Below are 16,654 nucleotides of genomic sequence, written 5' to 3' on the forward strand. Positions count from 1 at the left end.
CGTGGGTGTGACACGGCGGGTCGGAACGCGCGACTCGCCGCGTCAGGACGTCGGACCCGCCGGGGGGTTGGCGGGCGACGACGAGGTGCTCCGGGCCCTGCTGCGGCGGCAGGCCGCCGGTGGCCGGGCCGACGGGGACCGGATCGCGCTGGCCGTGAGCGGCGGCGGGATGCGCGGCGCGTACGCGGGCGGGATGGTGCACGCCCTCAGCGACGCCGGGCTCGCCCCTTTCTTCGACGTGGTCTACGGCAGCTCCGCGGGGGCGTTCGTCGGCGCCGGGCTGCTGCTGGGCAGCGGCCGCGGGTCGGCGGCGATCTTCTACGAGGACATGGCGTGCCGGGAGTTCATCGACCCGCGCCGGTTCCCGCGCCGCCCACTGGTGTCGCTGGACCACCTGCTCGACGACGTCCTCGTCCACTCGAAACCCCTCGACTGGGACCGGCTGCACGGCTCCCCGGTGCCGCTGCGCGTGGTCGCAACCGCGCTCGACGACCTGTCGCCGCACGTACTGGAACCCGGCACCCCCGAGGAGTGGAAGCTCACCCTGCGGGCCACCGCATCGATCCCGCTGCTCGCGGGCCCGGCCGTCGAGCTGCACGGGCGGCGCTGGATCGACGGGTCGGTCGGCGAGCCGCTGCCGGTGCTACGGGCGCTCGCCGACGGCGCGACGCACGTGCTCGCGCTGTTCACGCGGGCGGCATCGGAGCTGCGGATCGGCGACCCCGGTGCGCCTGCCGGCTGGGCGCGCGCCCTCGACCGGCTCGCGCCCGGCCTCGGCCACATGGCGCAGGAGGCCCGCAGGCACGCCCCCGTGCTCGCCGTTCTCGGCGACGCGGCGCACCCGTCCCGCGACGGCGTCCACCTGCTGGCGCTGCTCCCCGAGCGCGACGAGGGCATCCGCGGCCTCACCACCGACGCACCCCGCGTCGAACGGGCTGCGCAGGCGGGCTACGCCGCGGTCGTCGCCGCGCTCGCCCGGGTGCGCGATGCTGCCTAGGGTGATCGGATGGACGCCGACGTCATCGTCGTAGGTGCCGGTCTCGCCGGCCTGGTCGCCACCGCGGAGCTGGCCGGCGCCGGGAAGAAGGTGCTGCTGCTCGACCAGGAGCCCGAGACGGGCCTCGGCGGGCAGGCGTTCTGGTCGTTCGGCGGGCTGTTCCTGGTCAACAGTCCGGAGCAGCGCCGGATGGGTGTGCGCGACTCCGTCGACCTCGCGCTGCAGGACTGGCTCGGCACGGCCGCCTTCGACCGCGCCGTCGACGACCCGGCGGGCGAGGACTTCTGGGCCCGCCAGTGGGCCACCGCGTACGTCGACTTCGCCCACTCCGAGAAGCGCGCATGGCTGCACGGCCTGGGCGTCCGCTGGTTCCCCGTGGTCGGCTGGGCCGAGCGGGGCGGCGGCCTCGCCGACGGCCACGGCAACTCGGTGCCGCGCTTCCACATCGTCTGGGGCACCGGGCCCGGCCTGCTGGCCCCGTTCGTGCGGCAGGTGCGCGAGGCCGCCGCACGCGGGCTCGTCGAGCTGCGGTTCCGGCACCGCGTCGACGGGCTGTCGATCACGGACGGTGTGGTGGACGGCGTGCACGGCGCGGTGCTCGAGCCCAGCTCGGCCGCGCGCGGCACGGCGAGCTCGCGCACTGAGGTCGGCGAGTTCGCGCTGCGGGCGCAGGCCGTGGTCGTCACGTCCGGCGGGATCGGCGGCAACCACGACCTCGTGCGCGCGAGCTGGCCGTCCCGGCTGGGTACCGCGCCGAAGAAGATGATCTCGGGGGTACCCGAGCACGTCGACGGCCGGATGCTGGGCATCGCCGAGGAGGCCGGCGGGCGAGTGGTCAACCGCGACCGCATGTGGCACTACACCGAGGGCGTCCGCAACTGGAACCCGATCTGGGCGCGGCACGGCATCCGGATCCTGGCCGGGCCGTCGTCGATGTGGTTCGACGCGAAGGGCCGCCGCTTCCCCGCGCCGTGCTTCCCCGGCTTCGACACCCTCGCCACGCTGAAGGCGATCACGGCGAGCGGTCACGACCACTCCTGGTTCGTGCTCACCCAGAAGATCATCGAGAAGGAGTTCGCGCTCTCCGGGTCGGAGCAGAACCCGGATCTGACGAACAAGGACCTGCGCCAGCTGCTCGCGCGGGTCCGGCAGCGCACCGCCCCCGCGCCCGTCGAGGCGTTCAAGGAGCACGGCGCCGACTTCGTCGTGGCCGACACCCTCCCCGAGCTCGTGGCGGGCATGAACAAGCTCACCGACGAGCCGCTGATCGACCTCGCCGAGCTGGAGGGCCAGATCGTCGCCCGCGACCGGGAGATCGAGAACCCGTTCACCAAGGACCTGCAGCTCACCGCCGTGCACGGGGCCAGGCGGTACCGCGGCGACCGGCTCGTCCGCACCGCGGCCCCGCACAAGATCCTCGACCCGGAGAACGGTCCGCTGATCGCCGTGCAGCTGCACGTGCTCACGCGCAAGACACTCGGCGGTCTGCAGACCGACCTGTCCGGCCGGGTGCTGCGCGCCGACACGACCCCGTTCCCGGGCCTGTACGCCGCCGGCGAGGTGGCCGGGTTCGGCGGCGGGGGCGTACACGGCTATGCGTCCCTGGAGGGCACGTTCCTCGGCGGCTGCCTGTTCTCCGGCCGGCAGGCGGGCCGGGCGGTCGCGCTCGGCCTCTGAAGGCAGCAGCCCTTCCGACGAACGGCGCGTTCGTCGGTACCTATCCGACGAACGCGCCGTTCGTCGGAACGGGAGGCGGCGGCCGGGCGGCTCAGCGCGAGTGCTGGGGCTGCCGGTTCTGCCGATGTTGCCCCGCTCGTGCGCGCCAGTGCCGTCCTCTCCCCGGCCGGGCCGTGGCGAGCGTCGGGTGGAGCGCGGCGAACCGGTGCGCGGAGATGCTCATCCGCACGAAGTCGTGCTGGCGGCCGTCCTCGCGGAAGCCGAGCCGGCCGTGCAGCGTGCGGGACGCGACGTTGCTGCCGTGGATGCCGACCTCGCACGTCCGGTAGCGGCGCTCCTCGAACATGTGCGCGAGCAGGGCGGTGATCGCATCGCTGGCGTAGCCGCAGCGGCGGTGCTGCGGCCCGATCCCGATGCCGTAGCTGAACCGGCCTGCGTGCGGGTCGGTCTGGACGGTCCACATCGACCCGACGAGCATCCGGCTGTGCAGCGTCTCGATCGCGAACTGGGCGTTGTCGTCGATCTGGCCTGCGTTGGCGCGATGCGCCGCCCAGTGCTGGTACCTGCCGCCCCTCGGGACGCGGGCCGCGTCCCGGTCGAACCTGACCAGGCGGTTGTGATCGGCGGGATCGATCTCGCGAAGCCGCACCTTCCGCCCTGCCAGGTCTCCGATCATCGGCGACGACCCTACCGGCGTCGCTCCACAGGGTGGCGAGCAGCACAGTCGGGTTAACCGCGGCGTCACGGACCGGTGAGTGGGCGGTAATCGCGGCTTCCCAGACTCCGCCGCATGGCGGATCAGACCACCCCGGTCGCGCGGCGCGCGCCCATCTACCGCTCGCTGTTCTTCCAGCTGGCCGTCGCGATCGTCGCCGGCATCGTCGTCGGCTGGTCCGCGCCCGGCCTCGGGGCCGGACTCAAGCCGCTCGCCGACGGCTTCGTCACGCTGATCAAGATGGTCATCGCGCCGATCGTGTTCTGCACGGTCGTGATCGGCATCGCGCACGTCGGCGACATGGGGTCGGTCGGCCGCATCGGGATCAAGGCGCTGATCTGGTTCGAGGCCGTCACGACGTTCGCGCTGCTGTTCGGCCTGGTCGTCGGCAACCTCGTCCGGCCGGGCGCGGGTTTCGACGTCGACCCGCAGACCCTCGCCACCGGCGCCGAGACCGTCGCCCGGAGGACCGGCGACGGCGAACTGCCGCACACCGTGGAGTTCCTGCTCGGGATCATCCCGTCGTCGGTCGTGTCGGCCTTCGCCGAGAACCACCTGCTGCAGGTGCTGTTCTTCGCGGTGCTGTTCGGGCTCGCGCTCGCGAAGGTCGGGGAGAAGGCCCCGCCGATCGTGTTCGGGTTCGTCGAGCAGGTCGGCGACGTCTTCTTCACGATCGTCGGCTGGATCATGCGGCTGGCCCCGCTGGCCGCGTTCGGCGCGATGGGCTACATCATCGGCCAGTACGGCATCGCATCCCTCGGCAACTACGCCCTGCTCATCGCCTGCTGCTACCTGGCCGCGGTGCTGTTCATCGGGGTGCTGGCCGCCGCGTCGTGGCTCTTCGCGGGGGTCAACCTGTGGAAGTTCGTCCGCTACATCAAGGACGAGCTGTTCCTCGCACTCGGTACGGCGTCCACCGAGGTCGTGCTGCCCAGGATCATGGCCAAGCTGACCCACGCCGGTGCTTCCCGGGCGACGACCGGGCTCGTGATCCCCACCGGCTACTCGTTCAACCTGGACGGCGCCACGCTCTACCTCGCGATCTGCGTGCTGTTCCTCGCCCAGGCACTCGGGGTGGACCTGACTCTCGGCGAGCAGATCACCGCGCTGCTCGTGCTGATGCTCACGTCGAAGGGCATGGCCGGCGTGCCGGGCTCGTCGTTCCTCGCGCTGTCGGCGACCGTGGCGGCGATCGGCCACGGCGCGATTCCGGTGGCCGCGGTCGCGCTGCTGCTCGGCGCCGACAGGATCATGGACTCCATGCGGGTCTCGGTGAACCTGCTCGGCAACTGCGTCGCGACGTTCGTGGTGGCCAGCTGGGAGGGCCAGCTCGACCGGCAGCGCATGCGGGACGTGCTGGACGGCAAGGAGGTCGCGCAGGCGGAGGAGCCGGCGGCTGCGGCGGAGACCGAGGCGGTGCGCGCCTGACCGGGCCACGAGTTCAGGAAAGCACTTTCCTGTACTCCAGGTTCAGGAAAGTGGCTTTCCTGAACTTCTGGGGCGGCCCGGGTATCACAACGGGCCGAGGAACGGCTCGAGCACTGCCAACAGCTCCTCCGGCGCCTCCTCCGGGACGAAGTGGCCGCCGGGCACGCTGGCGGTGGTGAGGTCGTCGGCCCATGCCGCCCAGACGTCCGGTGCGTCCGCGAGCTGCGTCTCGTCCGCCCCGGTGACGACCAGGAGCGGGGCCACGATCTTGCGCCCGGCCTCGCCGTCGGCGGCGTCGTGCGCGCGGTCGAGGTGGAAGCTGGCGCGGTAGTCGCCGCACATCGCGGCGATGGTGTCCGGTGTGGCGGCGGCGAGGTACTCGGCCCGGTGCTGCGGGTCGATCGCGTCGGGGCGGCTGGTCCAGGTGTCGAACGCGTGGTCCAGCAGCGCGGCGGGATCGGCGCCGACCAGCCGTTCCGGGAACGGCTCGGGCTGCGCGAGCAGGAACCACGGCCAGTACCCCAGCGACGGCCCGCCGCCCATGCGGGCGAACTGGTCGAGCGTCGGCACGACGTTGAGCACGGCCACCCGCTCGACCTGCTCGGGGTGGTCGAGGCCCATCCGGTAGGCGACGCGCGCGCCGCGGTCGTGCCCGACCACGGCGAACCGCCGGTGGCCCAGCCGCCCCATCAGCTCGACGAGCTCCCGCGCCATCTCGCGCTTGGTGTAGCCCTCGCCCTGCGGCCCACCGGCCGGCGCGCGGGACGCGCCGTAGCCGCGCAGGTCAGGGGCCACGACGGTGTGCTGCCGGGCCAGCGCGGGCGCGACCCGTGACCAGCAGGCGTGCGTCTGCGGGAAACCGTGGAGCAGCAGGAGCGGCGGCCCCTGGCCACCGCAGGTGACGGCGTACTCGGCCTCGCCCACACGGACCCGGCTGTCCTCGAACCCCGCCCACGGCACCTGACCGATGTTGCCCGCCCGAGCTCAGTTCGGCAGCACTTCACAAACCGCGTGCCGACTTCACACAGGGCGGGCCCGGTGTGAAGTCGGGGCTGGGTCTGTGAAGTGACGGCTATCGAGCTAGTTCGGACATGCGGCTTTCCAGGCGCGACAGGACCGTCGACAGGACCTCCAGGGTGCCGGTCAGGTCGCCTGGGCGTTCCAGGGAGTGGTCGGCTCCGGGCACCTCGAGGACGGCGGCGCCGGTGGCCGCTGCCGCGGCGCCGTCCCAGAAGGGGTCGGCGGTGCCGCCGATCAGCAGCGTGGACGCCGCGGCCCGCGCCGCAGCCCGGCGCACGTCCTCGACGCCGAGCAGCGGGGTGAGCCAGATGCCCGGCACGCCCCGTGCGGCGGCGGCCGGCAGCGCGAGCGTGCCGAGCGACTTGCCGATGACGAGGTCCCGCGCCGGGTCGGCGGTGGCGAGCACCTCGGCGGCGAAGGCGGCGACCGCCGGGTGGTCGGCGGGGTCGAGCCCCGGCACCTTCTCCCAGTCGACGGTCCGCACCGCCCACCCGCGGCTGCGCAGCAGCAGGCGCGCGTAGTAGAGCAGCGGTGCCTGCGGACCGTATCCGCGTCCCGGCAGCAGGGTGGCCACGGGCGCGCCGGGGGTGGCGCGCTCGGTCCGGACGGCTGCCATGCGCCGAGGGTGGCACAAGCGGGGCGGCCTCGACAGGGAGATCACCTACTGTCGGGCGGGTGGCTCCCCGGCGCGCACGGATCGGTGTCTCGGTCGTCTTCCTGGTCTGCGGGGCCGCCTTCGCCACCTGGGCCGCCCGCGTGCCCGCCGCGCAGGAGCGGCTCGGCCTGAACGAGGGCGAGCTGGCCCTCGGCCTCTTCGGGCTCGCCGCGGGGTCGGTGGTCGCGCTGGTCGGCGCCGGTGCGCTGGTCACCTTGATCGGCAGCAGGCGGACCAGCATCGTCGGCGCCACGGTGCTGTGCGCGGGTCTGCCCGCCGTGGCGGCCGCGCCGGACCTGGTGCTGTTCGTCGCCGCCCTCGCCGTGCTGGGGGCCGGCAACAGCCTGCTCGACGTGGCCATGAACGCCCACGCCGCCCGCGTCGAGGACGCGTACGGCCGCCCGATCTTCGCCGGGTTCCACGCGTTCTGGAACGTCGGGGGCCTCGCGGGTTCCGGTCTCGCCGCGGGCCTGGCCGCCGCCGAGGTGCCCATCGGCGTGCACTTCCCGATCGCCGCCGCGGTCCTGCTCGGCGTGGCGTTGGGGGCGACGACCGCATTCCTTCCCGGCACCGATCCGGGCGCGGACGGGCCCGCCTTCTCCCTCCCGAGTCGCGCGCTCGTGCCGCTCGGCGCGATCGCGTTCTGCGGGTTCCTCGCGGAGGGAACGGTGAACGACTGGAGCGCGGTGCTCCTCACCACGGGCTCGGGTGCGGCGGAGTCGGTCGCGTCGCTCGGCTACTTCGCGTTCTCCATCGCGATGATCGGCGTCCGGCTGGGGGCGGACCGGTTCGTCGCGCGCGCAGGTGCCGTGGCCGTCACACGGTTGGCGGCCGCTGTCACGGTCGTGGGCTTCGCCGTCGTGGTCCTCGCCCCGGTGCCGGCGGTGGGCATCGCCGGGTTCGCGGTGGTCGGTCTCGGCGTCGCGGCGATCGTGCCGGTGGCGTGGAGCGTGGCAGCGCAGAAGGAGCCGCACGCGCCCGGGCGCGCGATCGCCGCGGTCGCGACGTGCGGTTACCTGGGGTTCCTCGTCGGTCCGGTCCTCGTCGGTGCCCTCGCGTCCGCGATCGGCCTTGCCGGCGCGGTCGCGGTGGCCGGGGCGGCGGCGCTCGTGGTGCTCCTACTCGCACCGTCGCTGCGGGTCGCTGCGAGACTCCCCGGATGACGATCAGCGTGGACCGACGGGTCTGCTTCGTCGGCGACTCGTTCGTCGCGGGTGTCGGGGATCCCGAGCACCGCGGATGGGTCGGGCGGGTCGTGGCCGAGTCGCACCGGGACGGCCGGCCCGTCACCGCCTACAACCTGGGCGTCCGCCGCGACACGAGCGAGGACGTGCGGCGGCGGCTGCCCGCGGAGACGGCGGCTCGCTGGGTCGAGGGCTGCGACAACCGACTGGTTCTGTCGGTCGGGGTGAACGACACCACCGAGGTCGACGGCGCCGTCCGCGTCGCGCCCGAACGGAGCGTCGCCAACCTGCACGGCATCGCGGACGACATGGCGGCCGATGGCGTCCCGCTGCTCGTGATCGGTCCGCCGCCGGTGGCCGACGCCGAGCAGAACGACCGGATCGAGGCGCTCGACACCGCCTTCGAGAAGACCGTGTTCCCGTACGTGAGCGTGTTCGGCGCGCTCGCGATCGAGCGCGACTGGATGCGCGCGGTCGCCCTCGGCGACGGCGCGCACCCCGGCGCGGAGGGCTACGCCCTGCTCACCGAGCTCGTGCTGCCGGCGTGGGAGGACTGGCTCGGCTAGAGCGCGAGCTTCATGCCCTCGTGCGACGCCACGAACCCGAGGCGCTCGTAGAACCGGTGGGCGTCGGTGCGCCGCTTGTCGGTGGTGAGCTGGACGAGCGCGCAGCCGCGGCGCCGCGCCTCTTCGACCGCCCACCGGATCATCTGCGCGCCCAGCCCGCGCCCGCGGACGTCCTCGTGCACCCGGACGGCCTCGATCTGCGCGCGCCACGCGCCCCGGCGGGCGAGTCCGGGGATGAAGCTGAGCTGCATCGTGCCGACGACCCGGGTGCCGTCGTCGGCGACGAGGAGCAGGTGCGCCGGATCGGCCGAGATCGCGTCGAAGGCGGCCCGGTACGGCTCCAGGTCGTCCGCCACCTCGCGGTGGACACCCAGCTGGTCGGCGGCGAGCAACGCCACGACCTCGGGCAGGTCGGTGGTTGCCGCCCGCCGGAGCGTGACGGCGTCGCCGAGCGTCGCGAGATCCTCCATCGTGCGATCCTCTCCGGAAGCCGCGCCCGACCGCACCTGCTCGCTGGAGATCATGGAGACCGTCACCGTCCCGCCGGGCCGGGTCACCCTCACCGACCGCCGGACCAGCAGCAGCTGGGACGTCGACGTAGCCGGGTTCGACATGGCCGTCCACCCGGTGACGTCCGCGGAGTACGGGGGCGACCGGGGACGGCTGCCCGCCGAGAGCGTGTCCTGGTGGGACGCGGTGGCGTTCTGCAACACGTTGTCCGAACGGGCCGACCGCCGCCCCGCCTACTCGATCGACGGCGAGGACGTCGAGTGGGACGACACGGCCGATGGCTACCGCCTCCCCACCGAGGCGGAGTGGGAGCACGCCTGCCGGGCCGGCACGACCGGTCCCCGCTACGGTCCGCTCGACGATATCGCCTGGTACCGCGGCAACTCCGGCGAGGAGATCCACGAGGTCGGCGGCAAGCAGCCCAACGCGTGGGGGCTCCACGACATGCTCGGCAACGTCTGGGAATGGTGCTGGGACCGCTACGACCCCGTGGTCTACGGCACCTACCGGGTGCTCCGCGGCGGCGGCTGGTTCGACGAGCACTGGAGCTGCCGGGCGTCCGTGCGCAGGCGCAGCCATCCAACGCTCCGGCTGGACGACGTCGGGTTCCGGCTGGTCAGTCCCGGGTCTTGATCCGCTTCATCGTCTGGTGCGACACGACCCGCGACACCGCGGGCAGCCCGAGCAGCTTCATGTGGTGCTCCTCGTACTCGGTCTGGTCGGCCACGAGGACGCGCAGGAAGTAGTCGGGGCGCCCGAACATCCGGCGGAACTCGACCACCTCGTCGAACCCGGCCACGGCCGCCTCGAAGTCGCGCAGCGTTCCGAGGTCGGTGAGCGTGATCTCCACGGAGACGATCACCTCGAAGCTCTGCCCGGTGGCCACGGGGTCGACGGTCGCCCGGTAGCCGCTGATCACCCCGGCCTCCTCCAGCCGTTTGACGCGCCGCAGGCACGGAGGTGGCGTCAGGCCCACGCGGCGCGCCAGCTCGACGTTGCTCAAGCGGCCGTCCCGCTGGAGTTGGAACAATATTTCACGATCGACGGCATCGAGGCGGTACGGCTTGCGCACCGGCGCAGGATATCGGCACAAGTGGAAACCAACTTGCGCGCAGATCGACATATCGTTCCAGCATGAGCGCCCGGCCGGCATGGAGCGAGCTGCTCCCGGTCGGTTTCGCGGTCGCCGCCATGGGCCTGGCGTTCGGGGTGCTGGTGACGCGGTCCGGCCTGGAGTGGTGGTGGGCCACCATCTTCGCCTCGGTGATCTTCGCGGGCTCGCTGGAGTTCCTCCTGCTGGGCCTGGTGACGGCGCTCGCGCCGCTCGGCCAGGTCGCGGCCGCCGCCTTCCTGGTCAACTTCCGGCACGTGTTCTACGCGATGTCCTTCCCGCTGCACCGCGTGCCGGGCGTCGCGGCGAAGGCCTACAGCACCTTCGCCCTCACCGACGAGGCCTACGCCCTGACGGCCCGGCCGGAGGCACAGACCTGGAGCAGGGCGCGGATCCTGGGGTTGCAGGCGTTCGTGCACGCCTTCTGGGCCGGGAGCGTGACGCTCGGGGCGCTCGGTGGCGCGCTGATCCCCCCGGACGTGAAGGGCCTCGACTTCGCGGTCACCGCACTCTTCCTCGTGCTCGGGATCGACGCCTTCCGCGCCCGCCGCGACGTCCCGGGCGCCGTCATCGCGGTCGCCTGCGCGCTGGTCGCGCACGTCGTGTTCGGCGAGCAGATGCTCGTGGCCGCGATGGCGATGTTCACCCTGTTCCTGCTCGCCAGGTACGCGGTCCGCCGTGCCTGACGCCGCGTACCTGGCCTCGGTCGTGGCCGTGGCGGCCGCCGTGACCTGGACGCTCCGCTCGCTCCCCTTCGCCCTGCTCGCCCCGCTGCGCCGCAGCGACGTGGTGCCCTACCTCGCCACGACCATGCCCGTCGGCGTGATGGCCATCCTGGTCGTCCACTCCCTGCGGCAAACCCCGCTCGCCGTGCCGCCCCACGGCGCCGCCGCCGGGATCGCGCTCTGCGCCACCGTGGCGCTGCACCTCTGGCGGCGCAACGTCGTGCTCTCCATCGCAGGCGGCACCGCCGTCCACGTGGCCCTCACCAGCGTCGTGTTCGCGGTCTGACCGGCTCACGCTGTCCACGCCCCACAGGCCACGGCGGAACGGCCGGTCCCGCGTGCTCGGCGGCGCAGGCCATGCGGTCGGCCGCGGCTCGGGCGGGTAGCAGCGGACGTCGCCGCCGCACCGGTGCGTCCAGTGGCGCAGCGCGTGGTCGAACCCGACCACAGCGGCACAGTGGTCGCACGGGTAACCCCGGCCGTCCTGCATCGACGCGATGACCCGCCGCGCGTGCGCCTCGTCCCGCGCCGTGCCCACCACGGATGAACCGTCGGGCAGCTGCGCCGCGAAGAACGCGCCGCCCTCGTCTGTCCCCATGCGGGCGGACGGTAGCCGAAAGAGCGGCGAAACACGACATAGGTCAGTTTAAGTCACTGTCAGTAGGCACGACTCGGCATAAGTCAGCCCAGCTGTCTAGACACGCACAAGGGCCACTACCAGCGCATATGGTGCGGTAATGCCGACACCACGCCTGGTCACTACGGGTGAGCTAGCGCGTGCACTGGGATTGCACGTCCGCACGATCCAGAGGTACCGCGCCGACGGCGTGATCACGCCGGAGTTCGAGACCAGGGGCGGTCACGGGCGCTGGGACATCGAGAAGGTCAAGCAGCAGCTCCGCGACCTCCGCCAGCGCGGGGACGAATAGCACTCCAGCCGGAGTTCGCGACCTCGTCGGCCAGATCGCACTGAGCCGGGAGCGTCAGCGTCCGGCCTCGCGCGCCGTATCCAGCGGCGCGCGGGCCGGGATCGTCCCGCGCTTGACAATAGGCAGGTAAATACCTGCATAATGGCGGGATGGACGAGGTCTTCAAGGCGCTGGCCGACCCCACGAGGCGGTCGCTGCTGGACCGGCTGCGCGAGCAGAACGGTCAGACGCTGCGCGAGCTGTGCGAACGTCTGGACATGGCCCGCCAGTCGGCCACGCAGCACCTCGACGTCCTCGCGCAGGCCAACCTCGTCACCGTGGTTCGGCGCGGTCGGGAGCGGCTGCACTACCTCAACCCGGTACCGATCCACGAGATCGAGGAGCGCTGGATCTCCGGGTTCGACAAGGCCCGCATGCGGTTGATCAGCGAGATCAAGATCCAGGCAGAGGAGTACGCCATGACCGAGGAAACCGTGCCCGGCTACGTCTACGTCACCTACATCCGCGCGAGCGCCGAGCAGGTGTGGCAGGCGTTGACGGACGCCGACGTCACCACGCGCTACTGGGGCCACGCCAACGTCTCGGACTGGCAGCCGGGCTCCACGTGGGAGCACCGGCGCGTCGACGGGTCGGGCCAGCTCGACGCCATCGGGAAGGTGGTCGACACCGAGCCCCCGACGCGCCTGGTGATCACCTTCGAGGACAGCCTCGACGAGTCACGCGACCCCTCGGTGGTCACCTTCCTCGTCGAACCGCACCAGGACATCGTCCGGCTCACTGTGACGCACGAGAACCTCCCGAACCGCGAGATGCTGAACGGGATCTCGTCCGGCTGGCCGGCCGTGCTGGCCAACCTCAAGTCGCTGCTAGAGACCGGCGACGTCCTCCCGCAGGCCCCGTGGGACATGGCTCCGGCCCATGTCTGACCCGAAGGTGCCGATTGACACCGGCCCGCTCCGGGACGCCTACGGCGCGCTGCTGGAGGCCGCCGCCACCGTCGCCGATGCGGGCGAGGTGAAGTCCCCGCCGCCCGGCGAGTGGAACGCCGACCAGATCCTGGCGCACGTCGCGATCGTCACGGCAGGCACGATCACGGCGGTCTCCCGCGTCGCGGCCGGGGAGAACGCGACGTACGACAACCGCACCTCGCAGGACGCCTGGACCATCGAGCGCATCATCGCCCTCGCCGGCGGCAACGAGGGGCTGCGGGAGCGCATCCGGGTGCAGGGCGAGGCACTGTGCAGTCTCGGGCAGGCGCTCGGCGCGACCGAGCTCGACACGTCCGTGCCCACCCTGCTCCTGTCCGGCGGAAACGCGCTGGTCGACCAGCCGGTGCCGGTGCGGGACCTCGTCCTGGGCCTCGCGGAGGCGGAGCTGCCCGGCCACGCGAAGCAGCTCCTCGCGCTGCTGCCGAACGCCTGAGACGCCTCACGGCGTTCGGAAGTGTTGATCACCGCGAGCAGCACAACAGTGCCGACGCGGCAGCCGTGAGTACTGATCGACCACCAGGGCGACCCTTCGAGCGGACAGCGCCTCGCGCCCGGCCGGCTCAGTCGTCGACCGGGCGCCATGCCGGCCGGCCGCCGTCCGATCGGACGTGGCCGAACTGCACGTCGGCGAAATGGATGCCGAACCCGATCGTGCGCGGCGTGGTCAGTTCGTCGACCAGAGCGCGGCGGAAGCTCGTGGACCGGCCCCGGTCGTGATCTGGTGCGGCCCACCACTCCGGGTGCTCCATCTGGACCGGGGAGTGGAACGCGTCCCCGAAGGCGATCACCCGGCGCTCCCCCGCGGTGATCACGTAGGCCGCGTGCCCGGCGGTGTGGCCAGGGGTGAGCATGGCCCGGACGCCGGGGAAGATCTCCTCCCCGTCGGTCACCGTCCGCACGCGCGGTCGCAGCACCTCGAGGATCTCGCGGGAGGTGCCCTGCGCTTCGGCGAGGTGGCGCTGGTTCCACTCGGGCTCCGAGATCGGGTAGTGGGCGCCGGTGAACGCGGGCTCGTCGCTACCGGGGGCGGGATGCCACGCCCAGCCGAGGTGGTCGATGTGCAGGTGGCTGATCGCGACCGCCTCGATGTCGGCGGGGCGGCGCCCGAGCGCGGCGAGGTTGTCCAGCAGGGCGCCGCCGTGGATCGCGCCGTGCGGGTTGCCCGGCTGCGCCGGTACCGCCTGCGGGCCGAACCCGGCGTCGATCAGCAGTGCTCGGTCGCCGCGTTCCACCAGCAGACCTCCGATGCTGGCCACGAGGTTGCCGGAGTCGTCGAGGTACTCGGGGTGCTCGCCCCAGGTCTCGTCCGTGGTGTCCGGCAGCCAGGCCCGTGGAGCGAGCTGGACCGCACCGTCGGGCACGTAGCTCACCGTGGTGTCGCCGATCGTCAGCGACCTGATGCCCGCCGCGCGCCGGAGCCGCTCCTCCACGTCGATCTCCAATCTAGTTATGACTCTAAAGGTTCAGGTCATAACTATCATGACTTGAAGGGGTCGAGCTACCCTGGGGTCGTGACAACGTCGGACCAGCAGGCCGTCGCCGAGCGGGAGCTGTGCGGGCTGGTGAACGGGCTGGCCACCCGGATCGGCGCCCACGTCCGCGAACGCGCCGGGAAGCTCGGCCTCACCGCGGCACAGGCCACCGCCCTCCGGGAGCTCACCGGGCCGATGACGATGAGCGAGCTGGCCGAGCGGATGAGCTGTGAACCGTCGAACGCCACCGTCGTGGTCGACAAGCTGGAGAGCCAGGGGCTGCTCGAACGCCGCCCCCACCCCTCCGACCGCCGGGCGAAGCAGCTGTTCCTCACGTCCGAAGGCACCGAGCTCCGGGAACGGCTCCTCGAGCTCCTCACAGCGGAGTCACCACTCGCGGGCCTGACCCGACAGGAGCAGGGCCTCTTGCACGACCTCCTGGAACGGGCCGTCTCGCACAGCGGCTGATCTCGGTCCGGCCTTCGGCGGTCAGGCAGCCGGCACACCCAGCCCGTAGAACGCAGCCGGGTCACCGGCGAGGGACGCCTTGACCTCGCGGGCGGCGTCGTCGACGAGCACCTCGATCGCACCCGCCTCCACCCCGTCGAGCGCGGCGCGCGCCACGTCCGCCGGGTCGATCTTGTCGATGTCGAAGGCCGCGACCATGTCGGTGTCGGCCGATCCCAGGTGCACGCCGGTGACCAGCGTGCCCTGGCCTGCAAGCTCGAGACGGACGCCGTTGGTGAGGCTCCACTCCGCGGCTTTCGCGGCGGCGTACGCGTTCACGCCGTCGTAGGCGAACCACGAGAGCGCCGACAGCACGTTGACGATCGCGCCACCTCCGCCCGCCGCCAGCACCGGCGCGAACGCGCGCACCATGTGCAACGTCCCGAAGAAGTGCGTCTCCACGTCCAGCCGCACGGCCGCGAGGTCGCCGGTGACCAGGTTCGAGAACGTGATGCTCCCCGCGTTGTTGACCAGCAGCGTCACGTCGTCGGCGACGGCCGCCGCAGCAGCGACGGAGTCGGGGTCGGTGATGTCGAGGGCCAGCACCTCGACCCCCGGCACGTCGACGAGGTGCGGCCGGCGCGCCGTCGCGTAGACCTTCGCCGCGCCCCGCTGGACGAGCTGCTGCGCGAAGTGGCGTCCGATGCCGCGGTTGGCCCCCGTGACGAGGGCCGTCGATCCAGCGATGTCCATGTCCGTGCTCCATCTCCCGAGGTCGTCATCACCTACGCTAGAAGCTGACGTCCGCGTCAGGTTCAAGGCGAATCACTAGCCCGATCGGGGGAATCAGGTGCGTATCGGCGAGGTTGCGGAGCGAGCCGGGGTGAGCGTGCGCGCCCTGCGCTACTACGAGGAGCAGCAGCTGCTGGCGCCGCAGCGCACGTCGGGCGGGCAGCGGCGCTACGCCGACGGCGCGGTCCAGCGGGTCCGCTGGATCCAGCTCCTGCTCGGCGCCGGACTGCCCACCCGCACCATCCGCGAGCTGCTGCCTTGCGTGGAGTCCGGTGTGGTCACCACCGACGTGCTGCGACGCCTCGGCGAGGAGCGGACCCGCATCGACGAGCAGGTCACCGAGCTCGTCACGGTGCGCGACCGGCTCGACGCCCTCATCGCGACCGCTGAGCAGCCGGGCCCGGGGTGTGTCCGCGTGTACGCCTGATTGCACCGGTCGGTGTTCATGGTCTCACCTCCACGGGCGGTGTCACGATCCGCTGCAAGCTAAAGCCGAGCAACAGCCCGGCCAACCTCCCCCAGTCACTCCGAACGGGCCGTCGCTGCAGGGCCACTAATGTCCGGCGAGCTCGGCCACGACCGGCGCGAACGCGTCGGCGACGTCGGCGCCGAAGACGAAGTAGGAGAAGCCGATCTCCTCCCGTCGCCGCTGGATCTCTTCGGCGGCGGCCGCCGGGTCGTCCGGCAGTACCGCCAGCGAGTCCATCGCGTGGAGCGCAGCAGGGTCGGTGGCGGGATGCGCCATGAACGGCGCGACGGTGTCGCCGACAACCGGCACGTGGAGCGCGAGCTCGAGATCCCGGACGGCGCGGGAGTCGCGGGCCAGTCGTGCGACCTCGGCCCGAGGCACATCGTGCAAGGCGAAGGTGACCGTGTCTGCGACGTCAACCGCCAGCGCCCTGGCCTTCGGACCGCTCACGGCCATCGCCACAGGCGTGTGACGGTCGGGGCCGTCGAGATCCCGCAGTGCCGTGACGGTCTCACGCACCTGGGCCAGCCGCTCGCTCGGTGGCACCGCCGGCAGTCCCAGTCTGCGGAGCTCGTCCTCGATCCCCGGCCTGCCGGTGGCGATACCCATCTCGAAGCGACCGTCGGTGAGCACCGACAACGAGTGCGCCTCCCACGCCGTCATCCACGCCGGGCGGAGCGGGGAGGCGTACACCCAGGTGCCCACGCGCAGGTCGGTGAGGGCCGCGGCGGTGGCCAGCGTGGGGCCGGGCGCCGGTTGCCATTGCGGGACGTCCGGCATCAGCAGCGTCGAGTAGCCGCTGTCGGCGATGCGGCGCACGCGGGCCAGCCACGTCGGCAGGTCGGTTGTGAGCGGGGCGACGACCCCGAACCGGAATGGTCTCGTCATGCCTGAACTCCTCGGCTCGTCATGCGTCGGCAGGACAACCCCCCGGGTCTGCACGCGGGGTTTCGATCGGGATCCGCGGC

21 protein-coding genes are annotated in these 16,654 nt (G+C 72.3%); 13 read left to right on the forward strand and 8 right to left on the reverse strand.

Annotation, left to right across the window (positions count from 1 at the left end; genetic code table 11):
• The first annotated feature begins 1 nt into the window (after position 1).
• Together FB388_RS33375 and FB388_RS33380 are read left to right on the forward strand one after the other, a co-directional pair.
• The gene (locus FB388_RS33375; RefSeq protein WP_142106683.1) at positions 2-997 is read left to right on the forward strand and encodes a patatin-like phospholipase family protein; all 996 of its coding nucleotides are present in this window, start codon (positions 2-4) and stop codon (positions 995-997) included.
• A 9-nt stretch (positions 998-1,006) separates the two neighbouring features.
• Positions 1,007-2,674 (forward strand): FAD-binding dehydrogenase, encoded by a 1,668-nt coding sequence (locus FB388_RS33380; protein WP_142106684.1) that lies wholly within the window; start codon positions 1,007-1,009, stop codon positions 2,672-2,674.
• 91 nt (positions 2,675-2,765) lie between these two features.
• Here the strand turns inward: FB388_RS33380 and FB388_RS33385 are convergent, their stop codons facing one another.
• The gene (locus tag FB388_RS33385; RefSeq protein ID WP_246122667.1) at positions 2,766-3,350 is read right to left on the reverse strand and encodes a GNAT family N-acetyltransferase; all 585 of its coding nucleotides are present in this window, start codon (positions 3,348-3,350) and stop codon (positions 2,766-2,768) included.
• Between the two features lie 114 nt (positions 3,351-3,464).
• Between FB388_RS33385 and dctA the strand changes: the two genes are divergently transcribed.
• Complete coding sequence (gene dctA, locus FB388_RS33390; protein ID WP_142106685.1) at positions 3,465-4,817, forward strand: C4-dicarboxylate transporter DctA; 1,353 nt, start codon at positions 3,465-3,467, stop codon at positions 4,815-4,817.
• A gap of 84 nt (positions 4,818-4,901) precedes the next feature.
• On the opposite strand, the gene FB388_RS33395 is transcribed toward dctA, so the two are convergent.
• Positions 4,902-5,777: an alpha/beta fold hydrolase gene (locus tag FB388_RS33395; protein ID WP_170225961.1), complete on the reverse strand. Its 876-nt coding sequence runs from the start codon at positions 5,775-5,777 to the stop codon at positions 4,902-4,904.
• A gap of 112 nt (positions 5,778-5,889) precedes the next feature.
• Positions 5,890-6,453, reverse strand: coding sequence for an alpha/beta hydrolase (locus FB388_RS33400; protein ID WP_142106687.1), 564 nt, complete (start codon positions 6,451-6,453; stop codon positions 5,890-5,892).
• Between the two features lie 59 nt (positions 6,454-6,512).
• Here FB388_RS33400 and FB388_RS33405 point away from each other — a divergent pair, with 59 nt between their 5' ends.
• Both FB388_RS33405 and FB388_RS33410 read left to right on the forward strand, forming a co-directional pair.
• Positions 6,513-7,655, forward strand: coding sequence for an MFS transporter (locus FB388_RS33405; RefSeq protein ID WP_142106688.1), 1,143 nt, complete (start codon positions 6,513-6,515; stop codon positions 7,653-7,655).
• Positions 7,652-8,242 (forward strand): GDSL-type esterase/lipase family protein, encoded by a 591-nt coding sequence (locus tag FB388_RS33410; RefSeq protein WP_211362406.1) that lies wholly within the window; start codon positions 7,652-7,654, stop codon positions 8,240-8,242. The genes FB388_RS33405 and FB388_RS33410 overlap by 4 nt, the downstream gene beginning before the upstream one ends.
• On the opposite strand, the gene FB388_RS33415 is transcribed toward FB388_RS33410, so the two are convergent.
• Positions 8,239-8,712, reverse strand: coding sequence for a GNAT family N-acetyltransferase (locus tag FB388_RS33415; RefSeq protein ID WP_211362407.1), 474 nt, complete (start codon positions 8,710-8,712; stop codon positions 8,239-8,241). The genes FB388_RS33410 and FB388_RS33415 overlap by 4 nt on opposite strands.
• A gap of 52 nt (positions 8,713-8,764) precedes the next feature.
• Between FB388_RS33415 and FB388_RS33420 the strand changes: the two genes are divergently transcribed.
• Complete coding sequence (locus FB388_RS33420; RefSeq protein WP_142106690.1) at positions 8,765-9,385, forward strand: formylglycine-generating enzyme family protein; 621 nt, start codon at positions 8,765-8,767, stop codon at positions 9,383-9,385.
• Here the strand turns inward: FB388_RS33420 and FB388_RS33425 are convergent.
• A complete protein-coding gene (locus FB388_RS33425; protein WP_246122668.1) occupies positions 9,369-9,824 on the reverse strand; it encodes an Lrp/AsnC family transcriptional regulator in 456 nt (151 codons plus the stop codon). The two genes, FB388_RS33420 and FB388_RS33425, sit on opposite strands and share 17 nt — an antisense overlap.
• A 62-nt stretch (positions 9,825-9,886) precedes the next feature.
• On the opposite strand from FB388_RS33425, the gene FB388_RS33430 reads away from it, so the two are divergent.
• The 5 genes from FB388_RS33430 to FB388_RS33450 all read left to right on the forward strand — a co-directional run bounded on the left by FB388_RS33430 (position 9,887) and on the right by FB388_RS33450 (position 12,939).
• A complete protein-coding gene (locus tag FB388_RS33430; RefSeq protein WP_142106691.1) occupies positions 9,887-10,549 on the forward strand; it encodes an AzlC family ABC transporter permease in 663 nt (220 codons plus the stop codon).
• Entirely contained in the window at positions 10,542-10,874 is a 333-nt protein-coding gene (locus FB388_RS33435; RefSeq protein WP_142106692.1) for a branched-chain amino acid transporter permease, read from the forward strand. Before FB388_RS33430 ends, FB388_RS33435 begins: the two co-directional genes overlap by 8 nt.
• A gap of 451 nt (positions 10,875-11,325) precedes the next feature.
• Positions 11,326-11,517: a MerR family DNA-binding transcriptional regulator gene (locus FB388_RS33440; protein ID WP_142106693.1), complete on the forward strand. Its 192-nt coding sequence runs from the start codon at positions 11,326-11,328 to the stop codon at positions 11,515-11,517.
• A gap of 149 nt (positions 11,518-11,666) precedes the next feature.
• Entirely contained in the window at positions 11,667-12,443 is a 777-nt protein-coding gene (locus FB388_RS33445; protein ID WP_142106694.1) for an ArsR/SmtB family transcription factor, read from the forward strand.
• Positions 12,436-12,939 (forward strand): DinB family protein, encoded by a 504-nt coding sequence (locus tag FB388_RS33450; protein ID WP_142106695.1) that lies wholly within the window; start codon positions 12,436-12,438, stop codon positions 12,937-12,939. Before FB388_RS33445 ends, FB388_RS33450 begins: the two co-directional genes overlap by 8 nt.
• A 127-nt stretch (positions 12,940-13,066) precedes the next feature.
• Here FB388_RS33450 and FB388_RS33455 read toward each other — a convergent pair whose 3' ends face one another.
• On the reverse strand, positions 13,067-13,936 hold the full coding sequence (locus FB388_RS33455; RefSeq protein ID WP_246122669.1) for an MBL fold metallo-hydrolase: 870 nt from the start codon (positions 13,934-13,936) through the stop codon (positions 13,067-13,069).
• An 81-nt stretch (positions 13,937-14,017) separates the two neighbouring features.
• Here FB388_RS33455 and FB388_RS33460 point away from each other — a divergent pair, with 81 nt between their 5' ends.
• Entirely contained in the window at positions 14,018-14,446 is a 429-nt protein-coding gene (locus FB388_RS33460; protein WP_211362409.1) for a MarR family winged helix-turn-helix transcriptional regulator, read from the forward strand.
• A 21-nt stretch (positions 14,447-14,467) separates the two neighbouring features.
• Here FB388_RS33460 and FB388_RS33465 read toward each other — a convergent pair whose 3' ends face one another.
• Positions 14,468-15,178 carry an SDR family oxidoreductase gene (locus FB388_RS33465; RefSeq protein WP_142106697.1) on the reverse strand — a complete coding sequence of 237 codons (711 nt, stop codon included), beginning with the start codon at positions 15,176-15,178 and terminating at the stop codon, positions 14,468-14,470.
• A 97-nt stretch (positions 15,179-15,275) separates the two neighbouring features.
• On the opposite strand from FB388_RS33465, the gene FB388_RS33470 reads away from it, so the two are divergent.
• Positions 15,276-15,644: a MerR family transcriptional regulator gene (locus FB388_RS33470; protein ID WP_142106698.1), complete on the forward strand. Its 369-nt coding sequence runs from the start codon at positions 15,276-15,278 to the stop codon at positions 15,642-15,644.
• Between the two features lie 126 nt (positions 15,645-15,770).
• Here FB388_RS33470 and FB388_RS33475 read toward each other — a convergent pair whose 3' ends face one another.
• Positions 15,771-16,574, reverse strand: a complete 804-nt coding sequence (locus FB388_RS33475; RefSeq protein ID WP_142106699.1) for an LLM class flavin-dependent oxidoreductase — start codon at positions 16,572-16,574, stop codon at positions 15,771-15,773.
• Between the last annotated feature and the right edge of the window lie 80 nt (positions 16,575-16,654).

This window comes from Pseudonocardia cypriaca (assembly GCF_006717045.1).
GTDB lineage: Bacteria > Actinomycetota > Actinomycetes > Mycobacteriales > Pseudonocardiaceae > Pseudonocardia > Pseudonocardia cypriaca.

Excerpts from the sequence above, each read along its gene's own strand:
- FB388_RS33380 (WP_142106684.1), top strand. The coding sequence starts at position 1,007 with ATGGACGCCGACGTCATCGTCGTAGGTGCCGGTCTCGCCGGCCTGGTC.
- FB388_RS33385 (WP_246122667.1), bottom strand. The coding sequence starts at position 3,350 with ATGATCGGAGACCTGGCAGGGCGGAAGGTGCGGCTTCGCGAGATCGAT.
- dctA (WP_142106685.1), top strand. The coding sequence starts at position 3,465 with ATGGCGGATCAGACCACCCCGGTCGCGCGGCGCGCGCCCATCTACCGC.
- FB388_RS33400 (WP_142106687.1), bottom strand. The coding sequence starts at position 6,453 with ATGGCAGCCGTCCGGACCGAGCGCGCCACCCCCGGCGCGCCCGTGGCC.
- FB388_RS33410 (WP_211362406.1), top strand. The coding sequence starts at position 7,652 with ATGACGATCAGCGTGGACCGACGGGTCTGCTTCGTCGGCGACTCGTTC.
- FB388_RS33415 (WP_211362407.1), bottom strand. The coding sequence starts at position 8,712 with ATGGAGGATCTCGCGACGCTCGGCGACGCCGTCACGCTCCGGCGGGCG.
- FB388_RS33420 (WP_142106690.1), top strand. The coding sequence starts at position 8,765 with ATGGAGACCGTCACCGTCCCGCCGGGCCGGGTCACCCTCACCGACCGC.
- FB388_RS33430 (WP_142106691.1), top strand. The coding sequence starts at position 9,887 with ATGAGCGCCCGGCCGGCATGGAGCGAGCTGCTCCCGGTCGGTTTCGCG.
- FB388_RS33440 (WP_142106693.1), top strand. The coding sequence starts at position 11,326 with ATGCCGACACCACGCCTGGTCACTACGGGTGAGCTAGCGCGTGCACTG.
- FB388_RS33445 (WP_142106694.1), top strand. The coding sequence starts at position 11,667 with ATGGACGAGGTCTTCAAGGCGCTGGCCGACCCCACGAGGCGGTCGCTG.
- FB388_RS33450 (WP_142106695.1), top strand. The coding sequence starts at position 12,436 with ATGTCTGACCCGAAGGTGCCGATTGACACCGGCCCGCTCCGGGACGCC.
- FB388_RS33465 (WP_142106697.1), bottom strand. The coding sequence starts at position 15,178 with ATGGACATCGCTGGATCGACGGCCCTCGTCACGGGGGCCAACCGCGGC.
- FB388_RS33475 (WP_142106699.1), bottom strand. The coding sequence starts at position 16,574 with ATGACGAGACCATTCCGGTTCGGGGTCGTCGCCCCGCTCACAACCGAC.